This window comes from Pseudoxanthomonas sp. LARHCG66 (genome assembly GCF_052871755.1).
This window is the reverse complement of the sequence record NZ_JBIXJW010000001.1, coordinates 776088-794082: the sequence shown is the minus strand read 5'-3', so window position 1 is coordinate 794082 and position 17995 is coordinate 776088. Positions and strand designations below refer to the sequence as shown.

At 65.7% G+C, this 17995-nt stretch carries 14 protein-coding genes and 1 tRNA gene; 7 read left to right on the top strand and 8 right to left on the bottom strand.

Going from position 1 to position 17995, the window contains the following annotated elements; translation table 11 throughout:
- Positions 1 to 46: 46 nt before the first annotated feature.
- Entirely contained in the window at positions 47 to 1507 is a 1461-nt protein-coding gene (locus ACIPRS_RS03795; protein WP_446537559.1) for a glycoside hydrolase family 30 protein, read from the bottom strand.
- Between the two features lie 226 nt (positions 1508 to 1733).
- On the opposite strand from ACIPRS_RS03795, the gene ACIPRS_RS03790 reads away from it, so the two are divergent.
- From ACIPRS_RS03790 to ACIPRS_RS03775, 4 genes are all read left to right on the top strand, one after another.
- On the top strand, positions 1734 to 4517 hold the full coding sequence (locus ACIPRS_RS03790; protein WP_446537558.1) for a TonB-dependent receptor: 2784 nt from the start codon (positions 1734 to 1736) through the stop codon (positions 4515 to 4517).
- A 132-nt stretch (positions 4518 to 4649) separates the two neighbouring features.
- Entirely contained in the window at positions 4650 to 7193 is a 2544-nt protein-coding gene (locus ACIPRS_RS03785) for a glycoside hydrolase family 3 N-terminal domain-containing protein (protein WP_446537557.1), read from the top strand.
- Between the two features lie 118 nt (positions 7194 to 7311).
- Positions 7312 to 8766 (top strand): MFS transporter, encoded by a 1455-nt coding sequence (locus tag ACIPRS_RS03780; RefSeq protein ID WP_142123725.1) that lies wholly within the window; start codon positions 7312 to 7314, stop codon positions 8764 to 8766.
- A gap of 328 nt (positions 8767 to 9094) precedes the next feature.
- Complete coding sequence (locus ACIPRS_RS03775) at positions 9095 to 9610, top strand: Rid family hydrolase (RefSeq protein ID WP_446537556.1); 516 nt, start codon at positions 9095 to 9097, stop codon at positions 9608 to 9610.
- Positions 9611 to 9623: 13 nt separating this feature from the next.
- Here ACIPRS_RS03775 and ACIPRS_RS03770 read toward each other — a convergent pair whose 3' ends face one another.
- Together ACIPRS_RS03770 and ACIPRS_RS03765 are read right to left on the bottom strand one after the other, a co-directional pair.
- Complete coding sequence (locus ACIPRS_RS03770; RefSeq protein ID WP_446537555.1) at positions 9624 to 10028, bottom strand: hypothetical protein; 405 nt, start codon at positions 10026 to 10028, stop codon at positions 9624 to 9626.
- Between the two features lie 108 nt (positions 10029 to 10136).
- The gene (locus tag ACIPRS_RS03765; protein ID WP_446537554.1) at positions 10137 to 10847 is read right to left on the bottom strand and encodes an rRNA pseudouridine synthase; all 711 of its coding nucleotides are present in this window, start codon (positions 10845 to 10847) and stop codon (positions 10137 to 10139) included.
- Positions 10848 to 10943: 96 nt separating this feature from the next.
- Here ACIPRS_RS03765 and ACIPRS_RS03760 point away from each other — a divergent pair, with 96 nt between their 5' ends.
- The gene (locus ACIPRS_RS03760; RefSeq protein ID WP_446537553.1) at positions 10944 to 11798 is read left to right on the top strand and encodes a PA4780 family RIO1-like protein kinase; all 855 of its coding nucleotides are present in this window, start codon (positions 10944 to 10946) and stop codon (positions 11796 to 11798) included.
- Positions 11799 to 11890: 92 nt separating this feature from the next.
- On the opposite strand, the gene ACIPRS_RS03755 is transcribed toward ACIPRS_RS03760, so the two are convergent.
- Positions 11891 to 11966: transfer RNA gene (locus tag ACIPRS_RS03755), tRNA-Phe, on the bottom strand.
- 181 nt (positions 11967 to 12147) lie between these two features.
- Here ACIPRS_RS03755 and ACIPRS_RS03750 point away from each other — a divergent pair.
- The gene (locus ACIPRS_RS03750; RefSeq protein WP_446537552.1) at positions 12148 to 12603 is read left to right on the top strand and encodes a DUF6491 family protein; all 456 of its coding nucleotides are present in this window, start codon (positions 12148 to 12150) and stop codon (positions 12601 to 12603) included.
- Positions 12604 to 12687: 84 nt separating this feature from the next.
- Here ACIPRS_RS03750 and ACIPRS_RS03745 read toward each other — a convergent pair whose 3' ends face one another.
- The 3 genes from ACIPRS_RS03745 to ftsY form a co-directional block, all read right to left on the bottom strand.
- Positions 12688 to 12957, bottom strand: coding sequence for an oxidative damage protection protein (locus ACIPRS_RS03745; protein ID WP_446538001.1), 270 nt, complete (start codon positions 12955 to 12957; stop codon positions 12688 to 12690).
- 3 nt (positions 12958 to 12960) lie between these two features.
- Complete coding sequence (gene mutY, locus ACIPRS_RS03740; protein ID WP_446537551.1) at positions 12961 to 14013, bottom strand: A/G-specific adenine glycosylase; 1053 nt, start codon at positions 14011 to 14013, stop codon at positions 12961 to 12963.
- 96 nt (positions 14014 to 14109) lie between these two features.
- Complete coding sequence (ftsY, locus tag ACIPRS_RS03735) at positions 14110 to 15303, bottom strand: signal recognition particle-docking protein FtsY (protein WP_446537550.1); 1194 nt, start codon at positions 15301 to 15303, stop codon at positions 14110 to 14112.
- A 123-nt stretch (positions 15304 to 15426) separates the two neighbouring features.
- Between ftsY and ACIPRS_RS03730 the strand changes: the two genes are divergently transcribed.
- Positions 15427 to 15726, top strand: a complete 300-nt coding sequence (locus ACIPRS_RS03730) for a hypothetical protein (RefSeq protein ID WP_446537549.1) — start codon at positions 15427 to 15429, stop codon at positions 15724 to 15726.
- Between the two features lie 215 nt (positions 15727 to 15941).
- Here ACIPRS_RS03730 and htpG read toward each other — a convergent pair whose 3' ends face one another.
- Positions 15942 to 17840 (bottom strand): molecular chaperone HtpG, encoded by a 1899-nt coding sequence (gene htpG, locus ACIPRS_RS03725; protein ID WP_446537548.1) that lies wholly within the window; start codon positions 17838 to 17840, stop codon positions 15942 to 15944.
- Between the last annotated feature and the right edge of the window lie 155 nt (positions 17841 to 17995).

Genomic DNA, 17995 nt, shown 5'->3' with positions numbered 1-17995 from the left:
GGATACTACGGCGTATGGCGCCCCGTATGACACGATGCCATCGACCTCAGTCCTGTTGCACTGCGTCAGGCTTCCAGACGAAAGTCGCCACGCTCCGGGCGGGTAGCGTGTAGCCGAACGCGTGCCCGGCGTGTGCCACCGAGAAGTGGCGCGACTGCTTGGCTTCGTTGGCCACCAGCAGGACCAGCGACCCATCGTCGGCATTGCGGAAAGCCACGTTGTCCAGGCCGGCGGTGGCATCGCTGGAGGCGATCCGGCGCGCCCCGGGACGCACGAAGCGGCTCGCGTGCGCCAGTGCGTAGTACTCATCGGTGCGGGTGACCGCGCCGGTGCGGGAGTCGATGGTGACCACGCCGCGGCAGGTATGGCAGCCCCCCGCATAGGGACCGTTGTTCTCATCCAGTGCCAGGTTCCAGAACAGGGCGCCGCGGGCCCAGTGCCTCGCGCTGCGGATGATGATGTTCTTCATCTGTAAGGGCAGTCCCCCGCTGCGCACCGGCTCCCAGTCGCCGCCGGAACACTCGGTCATGTACGCGTCCTTGTCGGGAAACGCATCACGCACGGGGGTCTGTGCGGAGACTTCACCGCCATAGCAATGCCAGGCGACGGCATCGACATGCGGATTCGCCTTCGGGTCGGACAGCACGCCGAGCGGTTCTTCCGGTTTGTCCCAGTTGTGGTCCCAGTCGAAGATCAGCGGGCCGGCGCCGCGTGCCGCGATCATCGGCCCGAGATGGTCGCCGATCAGTCGCGCGCGCGCCGGCGCATTGATCCGCATCCCGGGATAGTCCTTGGGTTCGTAGTCCGGTTCATTCTGTACGGTGAGCGCGAAGATCGGGATGCCTTCGGCAGCGTAGGCATCCACATACTTCAGCAGGTAGCGCGAGAATGCATCGTAGTACTCCGGCAGCAGGCGACCCTGGATCAGGCTGTTGCTGTCCTTCATCCAGCCAGGCGCGCTCCAAGGCGACGCCATGATCTTCAATTGTGGATTGATCGCCAGCATCGCGCGCGCCACCGGGATCACGTCGCCACGGTTCGGTGCGATGCTGAAATGCTCCAGGGCGGGATCCGGCTTGCCATCCGGGGTGTCGGCCAGGCTGTAGTGGTGGCGCGAGAAATCCGACGCGCCGATGGTCAGTCGCGAGAAGCTCAGCCCAAGGCCGCCATTCCCGCGCCCGAACAATTCCTTCAGAAGGGCGTCGCGCTGCCGGTCGTCGAGTTTGTTCTGGATCAGCCACGCGGATGAATCGGTCAGCGATGCGCCGAACCCGACCATTTCCTGGTAGCGCTGCGCATCGTCGACAAGGATCTTCGTTGTTGCGGAGGCATCCTTTCCGAAGCGTGCCGGCGTTGATGGCGCCAGCGCCATCGTGTGATCGGCAGTGGTGATCCACACCGCGACGTCCGGCCTCTGCGATGCGGATGCCAAGGGGGCGGTGGACGAGGCCAGCATGAAGAGGCTGGTGAGCAGCGTGCGGGAGCGCTTCCGGGACGTGGTGTTCATGCAGTGATTCCTTCCTGTTGCAGGTGTCGATGCTTTCGGCGAACCCTTCCCGGACTCCGCGCAAAGCGGGTGCTGCATTGCAGCGAGATTTCTCGTGTGAGTCGACGCGCATCGAGCAAATTCAATCGTGTGCGCGAATGCATGTCGTGGATGTTAGGAATTTGTTGACAGTCCATTGGAGCTTGTATATGACAGCGCTGTCAACCACGGTCGGAGAGGGACCCAGATGAAGCATTCGAACCCCACAGCGGGTGTTGCCCCGCATGCGCGACGTCGCGCCCTGCGCAAGCAGACGCTGGCCATGGCGTGCTGCCTGGCATTGGCGTTCCCGCTTGCCGCACAAGCCCAGCAGGCGGAGCAAGCCGCAGACCAGACAGTCGAGACGCTCGACACGGTGAAGGTCACCGGCATCCGTGCCGCCATCGCGAGCGCGGTGGAAACCAAGAACGAGTCCACGTCGATCGTGGAGGCGATCTCGGCGGAAGACATCGGCAAGCTGCCGGACATCAGCATCGCGGATTCGATTTCGCGCCTGCCGGGTCTGACCATGCAGCGCCTTGACGGTCGCGGCCAGGTGATCCACATCCGCGGCATGTCCGAGCAGTTCGCCGGCACGTTGCTGAACGGTCGTGAGCAAGTCACCACGGGCGACAACCGCGGCGTCGAACTCGACCAGTACCCGGCCGAGTTGATCAATGGCGTCACCGTGTACAAGACCCCCGACGCCTCGTTGATCGGGCAGGGCATCTCGGGCACGGTCGACCTGCAGTCGATCCGTCCGCTGTCGTTCGGCGAACAGCGCATCGTGTTCACCGGCCAGGGCGAGGTGAACTCGTTCGACGAACTGACCGAAGGTGGCAACAACAAGGGCTACCGCGTGTCGGCCTCGTACGTGGACCAGTTCGCCAACGACACCGTGGGCTTTGCGATCGGCGTGGCGCGGATGGATGCGCCGTTCCAGGAGAAGCACTACAAGTCGTGGTGGTGGGCGAACACAGACATGTGGGGCGCGCCGCAGCCCGGCAAGCCTGCGGACGCGATCGCATTGCAGGGTGCCGAAGCCTGGGTGAAGTCGCGCGACACCACGCGCGATGGCGTCATGGCCGTTCTGGAGTTCAAGCCGAATGATCGCTGGCACAGCGTGCTGGACGTGTACGCGTCGCGCTTCGACCAGGAAGAGTGGATGCGCGGTGCGATGTGGAGCAACGACCCCTGGTTCAATAGTGGCGCGGTCAGCTACAGCAACGTGACCACGACCCCGTACCACGGAACCCCGGTGGTCACCGGCGGTACGCTGAACGGTATCCAGCCGGCGCTTCGCAACGACAACAACACGCGCGAATCGCGGTTGTTCTCCGCGGGCTGGAACAACGAATTCAAGCTCAACGAAACCTGGACGCTGACCAGCGACCTCAGCTACTCGCGCGCCAAGGTCGAGGATTCGAAGCTCGAAACCTATGCGGGCCGGCTGGGCGGCGTCTCCGCCGACTTCCGCGCGCGCCTCTCGCCCGGCTACGGCTACTACGCGCTGCCGGACATGGCGGATCCCGCCTCAGTCTACCTGCGCGACCCGCAGAACTGGGGTCACGACGGCCGCCTGGAGGACAGCCACCAGAAGGACGAAATGAAGGCGTTCCGCGTTGCCGTGAACCACGTCATCGAGTCGTCCGACTTCCTGCGCAGCTGGGATGCCGGCGTCCACTACAGCAAGCGCACCAAGGAGAAGAGTGCGGAGGTCTATTTCGCCGACCTGCCCGGCCGCACGCCGACACTGATCGATCCGTCGTTGCTGTCCTCGCCGACGGATCTCGGATTTGCCGGCATGGGCCGGGTCATCACCTACGATCCGCGCGCATTGCTGTCCCGCTACTACGACGTTTATCTCAGCGAGTCGAACGATGACCTGCAGAAGGATGCAATCACCGAAGAGGACGTGAAGACGTTCTATTTCAAGGCCAACCTCGACATGGACCTCACCGATACGGTCCGCCTGCGCGGCAATGCCGGCGTGCAGTACATCCGCACCGAACAGACGTCCGAAGGTGTCGTCATCCAGCAGAACGAGAACGGCCAGGCGCTCGTGGCCGGCACGGCGGGCGCGTCGTACGGCGACATCCTGCCCAGCTTGAACCTGGTGGCAGACTTCGGCAACGGCTGGAACCTGCGCTTCGGCGCCGCCCGGGAAATGATGCGCGCGCGCATCAACGACATGGGCGCGCGGGCCAGTGTCTATGTGCAGACATCGCAGGGCGGCCCGTCCGAATGGCGCGGCAACGGCGGCAATCCGGCGCTCGAGCCTTACCGTGCCAATGCCTACGATCTTTCGGTCGAGAAGTACTTTGGCGAAGCGAGCTATGTCGCGCTGGCGGCGTTCTACAAGGACATGGATTCGTATATCTACACGCGCGAGATTCCTTGGGACTTCTCCGGTTATGACTACGAAGGTGACGAGCCGCCGGCATCCAACATGGGTCTTTTCTCGACGCCGGCCAACGGCACCGGCGGCTACATGCGCGGCTATGAGTTCTCCACCGCGCTCGGCGGCGAGCTGATCCACGATGCTCTCGACGGATTCGGTCTGCTGCTCAATGCGTCGTACACGGAGTCGTCGATCGATCCGGACGGTCCGGGCATCGGGTCGGGCACCGACACGTTCCCGGGGCTGTCCAAGATCGTGGCCAATGCCACGGTGTACTACGAGAAGCACGGCTTTTCCGCACGCGTCAGCCAGCGTTTCCGCGACCCATACCGTGGCGAATACGGTTCGATCTTCAACCAGCGCACGTATCGCTACACGTTGAATGAGCGCACGATCGACCTGCAGTTGGGCTACGACTTCCCGGAATCCAGCCGCCTGTCGGGCTTGTCGATCCTCTTCCAGGTGAACAACGTCAATAACGAGCCCTTCCGCACTGAAGTCAGTTCCGGCACACATCCGGACCTGTTCTTCCCGGAGGAGTACACGGAGTACGGCCGACAGTACCTGCTCGGCTTCCGCTACAAGCTGTGACCGCGCGTCGCGATTGAACGCCGCAATACCCGACGGGATGCGGGGCATGCCCCCGCGTCCCGTCGAATTTTTCGGCGCGGCGCGGATCCTGTCGAGGATCGCGTACGTGCCGCCATATAGAGGGAGATGCGAGTGAAGCCGATCCGAATGACCCTGTTGGGGGCCAGCCTGTTGGCCTGCCTGTCGTGTACCGGCCAGAAGGATGCCGCCGACACCAAGCCCGTTGCTTCCGCCGCCGAATCGGCCGAATTGAAGGACTGGCCGGCGCTGGAGAGCCGGTTTGCCCAGGACCCCGCCATCGAAGCACGCGTGGCCGAGATCCTTGCCAGCATGACGCTGGAGCAGAAGGTCGGGCAGATGGTGCAGCCGGAGATCAAGGCCATCACGCCGGATGAAGTGCGCCAGTACTACATCGGCTCGGTGCTCAACGGCGGCGGTTCGTGGCCGGCGATGAACAAGCAGGCGAAGGTCGAAGACTGGGTCAAGCTCGCCGACGCGTATTACGACGCCTCCATGGGCACCGACGCCAAGATCCCCGTGCCGGTGATCTGGGGCACGGACGCCGTGCACGGGCACAGCAACGTCTATGGCGCCACCATCTTCCCGCACAACATCGGCCTGGGCGCCGCGCATGACGTCGAACTGATCGAACGTATCGCCGAAGCCACCGGACAGTCCACTCGCGCAACCGGTGTGGCGTGGACGTTCGCGCCCACCGTCGCCGTAGCGCAGAACGCGCGCTGGGGCCGCACATATGAGAGCTATTCCTCGCAGCCCGCGCTCGTGCGCGAGTACGCGACCGCTTACGTGAAGGGCATGCAGGGTGTGCTGGACAAGGACGGCAACGTCGTCGCCACCGCCAAGCACTTCATCGGCGATGGCGCCACCGAGGGCGGCAAGGACCAGGGCAACGCGCTGGTCACGCAGGCGCAGATGATCAACATCCACGGCCAGGGCTACTACGGCGCCATCGAAGCCGGTGTGCAGACGGTCATGGCCTCGTTCAACAGCTGGAACGATGTCGCGGCCGGCAAGGACTACGGCAAGATGCACGGCACGCGCGACCTGTTGACGGTGGCGCTGAAGGAGAAGATGGGCTTCGACGGCTTCGTCGTTTCCGATTGGAACGGTATCGGCCAGGTCACCGGCTGCACCGACGACAGCTGTCCGCAGGCCATCAACGCCGGCATCGACATGGTGATGGTGCCGGACAAGTGGAGGAGCTTCATCGCCAACACGATCGCACAGGTGAAGTCGGGCGAAATCCCTCAGGCGCGCATCGATGATGCAGTCACCCGCATCCTGCGCGTCAAACTGCGCGCCGGACTGTGGGACCACAAGCCGTCCGCCAGCCAGCATGCCGGCAAGCTGGAATCGCTGGTGCACCGCGACCTGGCCCGTCGCGCCGCGCGCGAGTCGCTGGTGCTGCTGAAGAACGACGGTGGCGCGTTGCCACTGAAGAAGGGTCAGCGCGTGCTGCTGGTCGGCAAGAGTGCCGACAGCATCTCCAACCAGACCGGTGGCTGGTCACTGACCTGGCAGGGCACCGACAACACCAACGCCGACTTCCCGAATGCCGACAGCATCGCGGCCGGCCTGCGGGAGCAGCTGGGCGAGGCGAATGTGCAGCTGCGCGACAGCGCCGAAGGCGTGGACCCGGCGACCTACGACGTCATCGTGGCCGCCATCGGCGAGACGCCCTACGCCGAGACCAATGGCGACATCGTGCCGTCCGATACGATGGCGCACAGCCGCCGCCACCCGGAAGATCTGGCCACGCTGAAGGCGGCGGCTGCCAGCGGCAAGCCGGTCGTCACCGTGTTCCTGTCTGGGCGCGCGCTGTACGCCAATGACCTGATCAATCTGTCCAACAGCTTCGTCGCCGCCTGGCTGCCCGGCACGGAAGGCAAGGGCGTCACCGACGTGCTGGTCGCGGGCGCCGACGGCAAGCCGGCGCATGATTTCCGCGGCAAGCTGACGTTCCCATGGCCGGCCGTCGCGTGTCCGACGGCCGACAGCACGCCCCAGTTCGCACTGGATACCGGCCTGCGCTATGGCGACAGTGGTCGTGTGGGCAAGTTGCCGGAAGACAGCACGACCCGTTGCGGTGATGCGACCACGCTGGGCATCTTCAAGCAGTCCGACATCACACCCTTCACCCTGCAGATGGCTGCAGGCAGCGAAGAGAAGGCGGTGGGTTCCGACATGAATGCCACGCAGCGCTGGCCGCAGGCGAAGCCTGCGCTGCAGATTGCAACGGTGCAGGTCAACACGCAGCAGGACGGCAAGGAGGTAACCTGGCTGGCGCCGGCACGCTTCTTCGCCCGCAATCCTTCGAAGAACAACCTCGCGGCGATGGCCACCGCGCGTGGCGTGGTGCAGTTCGACGTGGTGGTGAAACAGGCGCCGGTCAAACCCGTGCAGTTCACGCTGGGGTGCGGTGCGAACTGCGGTGCGAGCCTCGACCTGACGGCGACGTTCTCCGGCGATGCGGTCGGCAGGAAGCAGACCGTCAAGGTGCCGCTGGCCTGCTTCGGCAAGCTCGGTGCGGACCTGACCGGCGTGGATACGCCCTTCAGCATCGCCGCCGATGCTCCGTTCGCTGCCGCGTTCACCAATATCCAGGTGGTCGCCGGTGCGGCGGATGGCGCCGATGTGGTGAAGTGCGCGCAGTGAGTGTCCTGCGCCTTGCGGCCGAGCCGCAGGGCGCTGACGCAGTGCAAGTTGCAATCGCGCGGCGGCCCCGTAGGCTGGCCGTTCCGTCCGGATCCCATACCAGCAGGCATACCAATCCATGACCACACAAACCACCCGATGGTCGCAGTTCGGCGTGCTGATCACCGTGTTCTTCTTCTGGGGCTTCGTTGCGGCGAGCAACGACATCCTGATCCCGGTGTTCAAGAAGGCCTTCGACCTGACGCAGGCGCAGAGCCAGTATGTCGCCGTTGCGTTCTACGTGGCGTATACCGTCGGCTCGCTGATCTACGTGGCGATTTCCAAGGTCATCGGGCTCGATCTGCTCAACAGGATCGGCTACAAGAACGGCATCTGCCTGGGGCTGGTGATATCCGCGTTGGGCACGCTGCTGTTCTATCCCGCGGCCAACACCGGTTCGTTCAGCCTGATGCTGTCGGGCCTCTTCATCGTCGGCCTGGGATTCTCGCTGCAGCAGATCGCGGCCAATCCGCTGGCCATCGTCATCGGTGATCCCAAGACCGGTGCGCAGCGATTGACCCTGGCGGGCGGCATCAACAACTTCGGCACCACCATCGGGCCGCTGCTGGTAAGCGTGGCGATCTTCGGCAGCGTGCTGACCGGCAACACCGAAGCCAGCATCGAAAGCGTGAAGACGCCGTACCTGGTGCTGGGCGTCGCCTTCATCCTGGTGGCGATCTTCCTGAAGTTCTCCTCGGTGCCCAACCACATCGACCTGGAGAAGCTGTCCGAGACCGAAGCCCAGGACAGCAGCAAGCTGATCCACAAGAAGTCGGCGCTGGGCTACCCGCAGCTGGTATTGGGCATGCTGGCGATCTTCGTCTACGTCGGCGTGGAGGTGTCCACCATCAGCAACCTGCCGGCCTATCTCGAGTCGCCCGAAGGTCTGGGCCTGGATACGTCGCAGATCGCCCCATTCGTGTCGCTCTACTGGGCCAGCCTGATGATCGGCCGCTGGGGCGGCGCGGCGGGTGCGTTCAATGTGGGAGCGGGCGCGAAGCGCTGGCTGACGCTGCTGCTGCCGTACGTGGCGTTCGCTGTGTTCCTGGCAGTCAACGCCATCATGAAGCATGACGTCTCGCAGTTCCTGGGCTATGCCGCCGTCATCGTGTTGATGATCCTCGCGACCCTGGCCAGCAAGGGCAATCCGGCACGCATGCTGCTGTACTTCTCCATCTGCGGCATTGCCGCGCTGCTGATCGGCATGTTCACCACCGGCTGGACCAGCGTGGTGGCCTTCATCAGCGTCGGCCTGTTCTGCAGCACCATGTGGCCGTGCATCTTCGCGCTGGCCATCACCGGGCTGGGCAACAACACCAACCAGGGCAGCAGCCTGCTGATCATGATGATCATGGGGGGCGGCTTCGTCAGCCTTGCCCAGGGTGCGCTGGCCGACAAGGTCGGCGTCCATTTCAGTTTCATCGTCGGCGTGGCGTGCTTCGCTTACCTTGTGTTCTATGCGATCGCCGCGACCCGTACGCTGCGCAACCAAGGCATCGATCTGGACAAGCTGGCCGCCGGCAACGGCCATTGAGTGCGGTGCGCGCCGGAGAGAGGCCGGCGCGCATCCCCCAAGCCACCGGGCCACTCTCCAGCCCGGTGGCTTTTCTTTTTGGGTGCCGTCCCTTTAGTCCTTGCGCGCAAAGGAACAACATCGCCCTCCTGGGTCTGGCTTCCGGGGCAGGCATGGCGACGAAGGACGTAGACGGCTGCGTCGATGGAGACTGTGGGGGGGGGCTCCAGGAAGTGCGATCGCTGCGCGCCGGCCGGCGTGGATGGACGGGCCGGCGGCGTGACGGATGGGACATGGCGCAGGCCCCCGGCGGGGGCAAGACTGCAAAACTTCCGCCGGAGTCACGCCCATGTTGCCGCGCCTGTCATGCCTGCTTCTTTCGCTTGTTGCATTTCACGCCACGGCGCAGGAAGCCCCGACCCGCGAACACTTCGCCACGCCCGGCCACGAAGCGGCGTACCACGACTGGCACTACACGCCCGTGGTGAAAGTGGGCGACATGGTGATCGTGTCCGGCATTCCCGCCGCCGGCCCGGGGACGTACGAAGAAAAGGTGCGTCGCATGTTCGTGGCGCTGGGCAAGCAGCTGGCACAGGCCGGCGCCACCTATGCCGACGTCGTTGAACTGACGACTTTCCACACCGGCCCGACTGATCCACAGAGCTTCCAGGCCGAGTTCGCCCGCTTCGCCCCGATCCACCACGAGTTCTTCCCCGCGAACTACCCCGCGTGGAGTGCGGTCGGCACGAGCGCGCTGCTCGCACCCGGTGCGGTGGTGGAGATGCGCGCGGTGGCGATGATCGGATCCGGGCGTGCGCCGAAGGCGGACATTCCGAAGCCGAAGCCGCGCCCGGCAACGCCCTGAGTGCGCGCCGGCGTCAGCGCGCCACGGTGTCGTTGCGTTTGGCCAGCATGTCTTCGATCAGGTCCAGGATTTCCGCCAGGCTGATGCCGTAGGCGCCGGCCTGGCCCGCGTCGAAGGCCTGCTTCCACTGGTCGTAGCCTTCCAAGTAGGCCGGGTCGATGGCGCCCTGGCCGACCAGTTCGGCGCCACTGCGTTCCAGCACCTGACCGATGATCGGCAGGTGGGCGAAGGTGGTGATGACGCCTGCGCGCAGGCCGGGATGTCGGATGCGTGCTTCGCTCACGCTGACGTGCAGGATCTCGCCGCCCAGCGGGTGCGGATCGATGCGATTGATCGTCAGTACCGGTGTCTCCCTTGCGCCGCGACCACGGCAGCGCCAGCGTTGGCCGACCGCATAGGGAGAGGGAGCATTCGTCATGGACAGGGGCGGCGAGCGTGGGGTCGCTCAGGATAGGCAGGGCGGCGCTCGTTGTGCGCGATGCGGCGCCGCGAAACCACGATTCGCCCGATGCGGCAAAGCCGTGCCCTAGAAGCGCGCACCGACCGGCAGATAGCGCCACTGGCCCACCGGCATCTTCGCCAGTGCGATCCGGCCGATGCGCAGCCGCCGGATCGACACCACCTCAAGCCCACCTTCGCGGCAGCGGTGGCTCAGCTCGCCCGGCTGCACGTCCTTGATCGCAAAACGCAGCCGCACCTCGTTCTGCCAGCTGACCTTGCAGGGCGCCAGCCCCCGGCCCTGGTAGCTGGCCACGTGGCCGATGCGGCTGAGGGTATACGGGTCGGTGTTGCCGCGGATCTCCACCACGAATTCCTGCTCGATCTCCGCATAGTCCTCGGTCAGGCGGCGCCATACGCGGCCATCCTGGCTCAGCACCATGAGTCCGCTGGCCCCGGTGTCCAATGGCATCAGGGGAGTCAAGCGGTGGAAATGGCGCTTCAGTGGACGCACGCCGCTGTCGTCTTCGAGCAGATGCGTGGCCGGGGTGGCCAAGACGGCCGTATCCTGCCAGGCAGTGCCTTCGGGCTTGTGCAGCAGCAGGGTGGCTGGCTCGGTGGCCGTGAGTTCGGCTGCCGGGTCGATTTCCACGCGCTCGGTGGTAACCGGATGTTGCGGCGCCTCCACCGTTTCACCGTCCACGGTGACCCAGCCCCCTTCGATGTACTGCTCGGCCTCCATGCGCGAACAGCCGGTGAGTTCAGCGACGCGCTTGGCCAGGCGGATGGGTTCAGGCATGGGAACACCGGCGTTTCAGGGCGGCTAGTGTAAAGATAGCGGGGACGCCCCGCGTCGAATCTTCGTTCTTCATCTTCATTTTCCCGCCAGGACCGCATGAAAACGCCCCCAGGACTGCAAGCGCTGATCGATGATGGTGTGATCGACCGCGTGCTGCGGCCGCTGAAAAGCGGCAAGGAAGCCTCTGTCTATGTGGTGGATGCGGGAGGCGAAGTCCGCTGCGCCAAGGTCTACAAGGACATGGCGCAGCGCAGTTTCCAGCAGCGCACGCTGTACCAGGAAGGGCGCAAGGTCCGCGGCAGCCGCGAGGCGCGCGCGATGGGCAAGGCCACGCGCTACGGGCGCAAGCAGCAGGAAGTGGCATGGAAGAACGCCGAAGTCGACGCCCTGTACCAGCTGCGTGATGCCGGCGTGCGCGTGCCAGAACCGTTCGGTTATGTGCATGGCGTGCTGGTGATGGAGCTTGTCGCCGATGCCAGCGGCCACTCCGCGCCCCGTCTGGGCGAAGTGGACCTGACCCCGGAGCAGGCGCGCGACTTCCACCGTTTCCTGGTGCGCGAGGTGGTCAAGATGCTGTGTGCCGGCCTGATCCACGGGGACCTGTCGGAATACATCGTGCTGGTGGGCGGGGAAGGCCCGGTGATCATCGATTTCCCGCAGGTGGTCAGTGCCGCCGGCAACAACGCCAGCCGTCGACTGCTGCTGCGCGACGTCAACGCCCTGACGGCGCGCCTGGGCCGTTATGCGCCGGAACTGCTGGACACCTGGTACGGCGAGGAGATGTGGGCGCTGTACGAAGCCGGCACCCTGCACCCGGACACGGAGCTGACGGGGCTGTTTACCCACGATGCCTCGCGCGTGGATGTGGACAGCGTGCGGCATGCCATCGAGGACGCGCGGCAGGAAGCGATCATCCGCCAGCAGGGCAGGGAAGCGGCCGCTGCGGAGTAACGCGATGAGGGGACGGGGCCGGGCGCATCGGCGCGGCCCTGGGCGCAGGCAAAACAAAAGGGCCTGCCTTGCGGCAGGCCCTTCGGAATGAGTGGTGGCCCGGGGCGGATTCGAACCACCGACACGCGGATTTTCAATCCGCTGCTCTACCAACTGAGCTACCAGGCCAGGATCTGTCGCGGTACGGCAGTGCCGGCGCGAAGAGCGGCAATGATACGGACCGGTCGGGGCAATGGCAAGCCGGACAGCCCCTGAATGGCGGGTCGCGCGGCCGCCGCAGGCTGCGCCGGGCGGAGGCATCATGCATCCACGGGAGTGCGCCCCCTCAACGCGCCGACAGAGAACGACCATGAAACGTCTGATTCCCTTCGCCCTGCTGATCGCGTCCGGTCTGGCCGCCTGCGCGACCGACGGCCGGCAGACCGATGCCGAAAAGCTCGCCTTCTACCGCGGGCATGCCGGAGAGCCGGTCAAGGACTTCAAGTATTTCGGCAGGCTCAATGGCTGGACGCCGCTTGGCGACGGCGCGCTCGCCGTCTGGACCAAGCCCAGCGAAGGGTATCTGCTGGAGCTGTCCGGTCCCTGCCAGGACCTGGACTACGCCACCGCCATCTCCGTGACCCAGTTCGGCGGTCGGGTGTCGGCAAAGTTCGATGACGTGATCCCCTTGGGTGCCGGCACCTCCAGCATCAATATTCCCTGCCGCATCGAGACCATCAGGTCGTTGGACGTCAAGGCCCTGCGCGCCAGCCAGAAGGAGTTGCGCGAAGCCGCGGCCGTGGAGCGGGAGGCTGGAAAGCGTTGATCGTGCGGGGAAGCCCCACGCTTTCCAGAGCACGGCCTGTTGCCGGACCTGTCTGTTCCGGCGGGGCAGCACGCGTCGCGCAGTTCAGGATTCCGGCACGTATCCGGCCGGTTTGTCCGCGCCGCCGCCGAACAGGAACTTCTCCAGTTCCACTTCAAGGAACGCGCGATGCTTGGGATCGCGCGGGGACAGCCGGTTCTCGTTGATCAGCATGGTCTGGTGCGCCAGCCATGCAGCCCACGCCGGTTTGCCGATGTGCGCGAAGATGCGCTTGCCCAACTCGCCGGGGTAGGGCACGAAATCCAGTCCCTCCACGTCGCGGTGTTCGTACTGGCAGTAGACGGTGCGCGACATCATTCAGTTTCCCAGCAGTTTGCGGATCGGCGCGGGCAGGCCCAGCTTCGCGAGTTCGCCGCGAGCGACCCATCGCAGATCGTCATTGTCGCGCACCCTGCCACGCAGGGCGACCCTGCGTACGCGCAGCGGTTGCAGGTGCAGGCGGTAGTGGCTGAAGGTGTGCACCACCACCGGCAGCTCCTCGGCGCTGTCGTAATGCCCCTGCACTTCGTGCGCGAACCAGTCGCGCATGCCCGCGTCGGTGTCCGCCTGCGGCAAGGTCCACAGCGAGGCCCAGATACCGGTCTCCGGGCGGCGCTGCAGCAGGATCTCGCCATCGGCGTTCTCGAGCCACAACGCCACGGCCTCCCGCTCCGGCAGCGTCTTCGAGGGCCTGGAGGTGGGCAGCACGTCCACCAGACCATCACGGCGCGCCACGCAGCCGTCCTGTTGCGGGCACACCACGCAGGCCGGCTTCGCGCGCGCGCACAGCGTGGCACCGAAATCCATCTGCGCCTGCGTGTAGTCGGCCAGGCGGCCGTCGGGCACATCGTGCAGGTGCGTTTCCGCCAGCGCCCACAATCGCTTTTCCACCGCTGGCAAACCGGGCCAGCCGGCGATGCCGTGGAAGCGCGCCAGTACACGCTTGACGTTGCCATCGAGGATGGGAAAGCGGTCGTTCCACGCCTGCGCCAGGATGGCGCCCGCCGTGCTGCGTCCGATGCCGGGCAGTGCATGCAGCGCGTCGAAATCGCGTGGCAGATCGCCGCCATGCTGCGCGACACATGCCTTCGCCGCCGCATGCAGGTTGCGGGCGCGGGCGTAGTAGCCCAGTCCTGCCCAGTGCGCCATCACGTCATCGGTGGAAGCGGCGGCCAGGTCGGGCAGGGTGGGAAAACGCTCGACGAAGCGCAGGAAGTACGGAACGACCGTGGCTACCTGCGTCTGCTGCAGCATGATTTCTGACAACCACACACGGTACGGCGTGCGTGGATGCTGCCACGGCAGGTCGTGGCGGCCGTGCCGGTCGAACCAGGCCAGCAGGCGATGGGCAAAGGGGATGGCCCTGCTCACGCGGGACGACCCGTGTGAGCGACGTCAGTCGAGATGACGCCATCGCGGTGGTCGATCACGACTGACGTCGCTCCCACGACAGCGGTGGCCCTGATGTCAGCCGGCACCCAGCGCTTCCGGCAGCAGTGCATCGACGAAGGCTTCCGCATCGAACACGCGCAGGTCTTCCAGGCGCTCACCGATGCCGGCATAGCGGATCGGGATGCCGAACTCGCGCGCCAGCGCGAACACCACGCCGCCCTTGGCCGTGCCGTCGAGCTTGGTGACCACCAGCCCGGTGACGCCGACCGCGGCGTGGAACTGGCGCAACTGCGAAAGCGCGTTCTGGCCGGTGGTGCCGTCGATGACCATCAGCACTTCGTGCGGCGCGGTGTCGTCGATCTTGCCGAGCACCCGGCGGATCTTGCCCAGTTCGCTCATCAGGCCGGTCTGCGTATGCAGGCGGCCCGCAGTATCGGCGATCAGCACGTCGAAGCCGCGCGACCTGGCCGACTGGAGCGCGTCGAAGGCAACCGACGCCGGATCCGCATCCTGCCCCTGCGCGACAACCGGTACGCCGTTGCGTTCGCCCCATGTCTGCAGCTGGGCCACGGCGGCGGCGCGGAACGTGTCGCCGGCCGCCAGCATCAGGCTGTGGCCATCCTGCTTGAAGCGGCGCGCGAGCTTGCCGATAGTGGTGGTCTTGCCTACGCCGTTGACGCCAATGGTCAGCACGACGAACGGCTTGCGGCTGGCGTCGATCACCAGGGGCCGGGCGACCGGCGCGATGAGCGCGATCAGGTCCGCGCGCAGTGCCTTCAGCAGTGCCTGCGCATCGGCGAACTCGCGTTCCTTCATCCGCTTGCGCAGGTCTTCGATGATCGCGGTCGTGGCGGGAACGCCCACGTCGGCGGTCAGCAACGCGGTTTCGATCTCGTCCAGCAGATCGTCGTCCAGGCGCGGGTTGCGCGTGAACAGGCCGGCCAATCCCAATGCGGCGCTGGTGCGGCGCAGGCGGTCGCGCCAGCCCGACTTGCCGGCCGGCGCCGCGGGCGCGGCATCGACGGGCTCCGGCTCCTCCGCTCCTGGCGCAGCGGCGGCGGGTTCGGGCAGCGGGCTGGCATCGTTCCGGGGCGCATCCGCCTCCGGCACCGCTTCGTCCGCCACGGGAGTGGAAGCAGGGATTGCGTCCGCCGGCAGTGGTTCGCCCGGCGCGCGTGGAAAGACGGCGGCGAGTTCTTCGGTACTGGGGCGGGTCTGGGCGGCGGCCGGGCCGTCCTGGGGCTTCTTGCGGCGGAAAAAACCGATCATTTCAGGGGGTATCTCGAAGAGGGCGACATGCTACCACCCGGCTGTCGGGCGGCCGTGGACGCTGGGCTAAAGTGGGGCCGGCGGCGGCCGATATCGAGGCTGGAAACCCTGTGGAGTCATCGCATGACCCCTATCGCCGGCATCGCTACGTCCGGCCTGCGCGCCGCCTCGCTCGGCATGCAGGCCGCAGCGCACAACATCGCCAACCTGGCCACGCCGGATGCTGCACGACAGGGTGTGGCGCTGTCCGCCGAGGCGATGGGCGGAGTGTCGGCGACGGTGGTCGAGGCGCCTGCTGATCCGGCTGCCCCGGTGGAGGATGTGGCGGCGATGCTGACCTACGAGGCGATGGCCGGCGCGAACCTGTTCGTGCTTAAGGTGGCAGGACAGGCGCTGGGCGGTTTGCTGGATGTAAGCGCGTAACGCCGGCATCCATGTGAGTTCTCCCTCTCCCCGTTTACGGGGAGAGGGTGCCGAAGGCGGGTGAGGGGCTGACGGAGCCGTGATGCGGCAATGACAGATGCCCTGTCGAGTGACATGCCTCTTCAGCACACGAAACGTCTAACTTCCCGCCACTTCGTTCGCCCCTCATCCGCCCTGCGGGCACCTTCTCCCCGCTTGCGGAGAGAAGGAATCCTTCATGCCGACAGTTCCAGCAGCAATGCATTCAGTCGCTTCACGTAGCCGGCCGGGTCCTTCAGGCTCTCGCCGGCGGCCAGCGCAGCCTGGTCGAACAGCACGCGCGTGAGGCTGGCGAAGCGGTTCGCATCGCTCTCGGCATCGAGTTTCGCGATCAGCGGGTGCTCCGGGTTGAACTCGAACACCGGCTTGCTCTCCGGCGCCGCCTGGCCGCTGGCCTCCAGCAACTGGCGCATCTGCAGGCCCAGATCGCCCTGGCCGATGGCGAGGATTGCCGGGGAATCGGTCAAACGGTGCGAGACGCGCACGTCGGCCACGTCCAGGCCCAGCACGGCCTTGATGCGGCCGGTGAGGGCTTCCTTGGCTTTCGCGCTTTCCTCCTGCTTCTTCTTCTCGTCTTCGCTGTCCAGCGCGCCCAGATCGAGGTCGCCGCGGGCGACATCGACGAAGGACTTGCCGTCGAACTCGGTCAGGTAGCCCATCAGCCACTCGTCGATGCGGTCGGTAAGCAGCAGCACTTCGATGCCCTTCTTGCGGAAGATCTCCAGGTGCGGGCTGTCCTTGATCTGAGCGTAGGACTCGCCGGTGAGGTAGTACAGCTTGTCCTGGCCTTCCTGCAGGCGACCGGCGTAGTCGGCCAGCGATACGCTGGGTGCGCCCGAGGCATCGTGCGTGGAAGCGAAGCGCAGCAGGCCGGCGATCTTCTCGCGGTTGGCGTAGTCCTCGGCCGGGCCTTCCTTCAGCACCTGGCCGAAGTTGGTCCAGAACGCCTTGTAGTCTTCCGGCTTGTCCTTGGCCAGTTTCTCCAGCATGTCGAGCGCGCGCTTGGTCAGCGCCGAGCGCATCGAATCCACCACCGGGCCCGACTGCAGGATCTCGCGCGAAACGTTGAGTGAGAGGTCGGACGAGTCCACCACGCCGCGCAGGAAGCGCAGGTACAGCGGCAGGAACTGCTCGGCCTGATCCATGATGAAGACGCGCTGCACGTACAGCTTCAGGCCCTTGGCGCCGTCGCGGTGGTACAGGTCGAGTGGCGCGCGGCCCGGGACGTAAAGAAGCGACGTGTATTCCAGCTTGCCTTCGACCTTGTTGTGGCTCCATGCCACCGGGTCGGTGAAGTCGTGGGCGATGTGCTTGTAGAACTCGGTGTATTCCTCGTCCTTGATCTCGGACTTGGCGCGCGTCCACAGTGCGCTGGCCTTGTTGACGGCTTCCCATTCGGGCGTGGCGGGCTTGTCCTCGCCGTGGTGTTCCTTCGGCATCTCGATCGGCAGGCCGACATGGTCGGAGTACTTCTTGATGATGCCGCGAAGTTTCCAACCGTCCGCAAAGCCCTCCTCGCCGTCCTTCAGGTGCAGCACGATGCGCGTGCCGCGTTCGGGCTTGTCGACCGTGGCGACTTCGAAATCGCCTTCGCCGGCGCTGGACCAGTGCACGCCCTCGCTGGCGGGCAGGCCCGCGCGGCGGCTGAACACGTGCACGCGGTCAGCCACGATGAAGGCGCTGTAGAAACCCACGCCGAACTGGCCGATCAGGTTGGCGTCCTTCTTCTGGTCGCCGGACAGCGCCTTGAGGAAGTCGCCGGTGCCGGACTTCGCGATCGTCCCGAGATGGGCGACGGCCTCATCGCGACTCATGCCGATGCCGTTGTCGTCGATGGTCACCGTACGTGCTTCGGCATCGAAGCCGATGCGGATGCGCAGAATGGGATCTTCGGCCAGCAGGGTGGGGTCCTTGAGGGCCTCGAAGCGCAGCTTGTCGGCGGCGTCGGCGGCGTTGGACACCAGCTCGCGCAGGAAGATCTCCTTGTTCGAGTACAGCGAGTGGATCATCAGCTGCAGCAGCTGCTTCACTTCGGCCTGGAAGCCCAGTGTTTCCTTGCGGGTTTCGGTGGTCATCGTGGACGTGCTCCTTGGATCGGTATGCGGGCCGCAGGCGCGGCCGATGCGTCCCGGTGTATGGGTATGTCCGCCGATTTCAACCCACGACGCCCCGTAGGAGGGGCTTCAGCCCGACCGCGATCCTGTCACCGATGCGCCGCGATCTGGTAAGC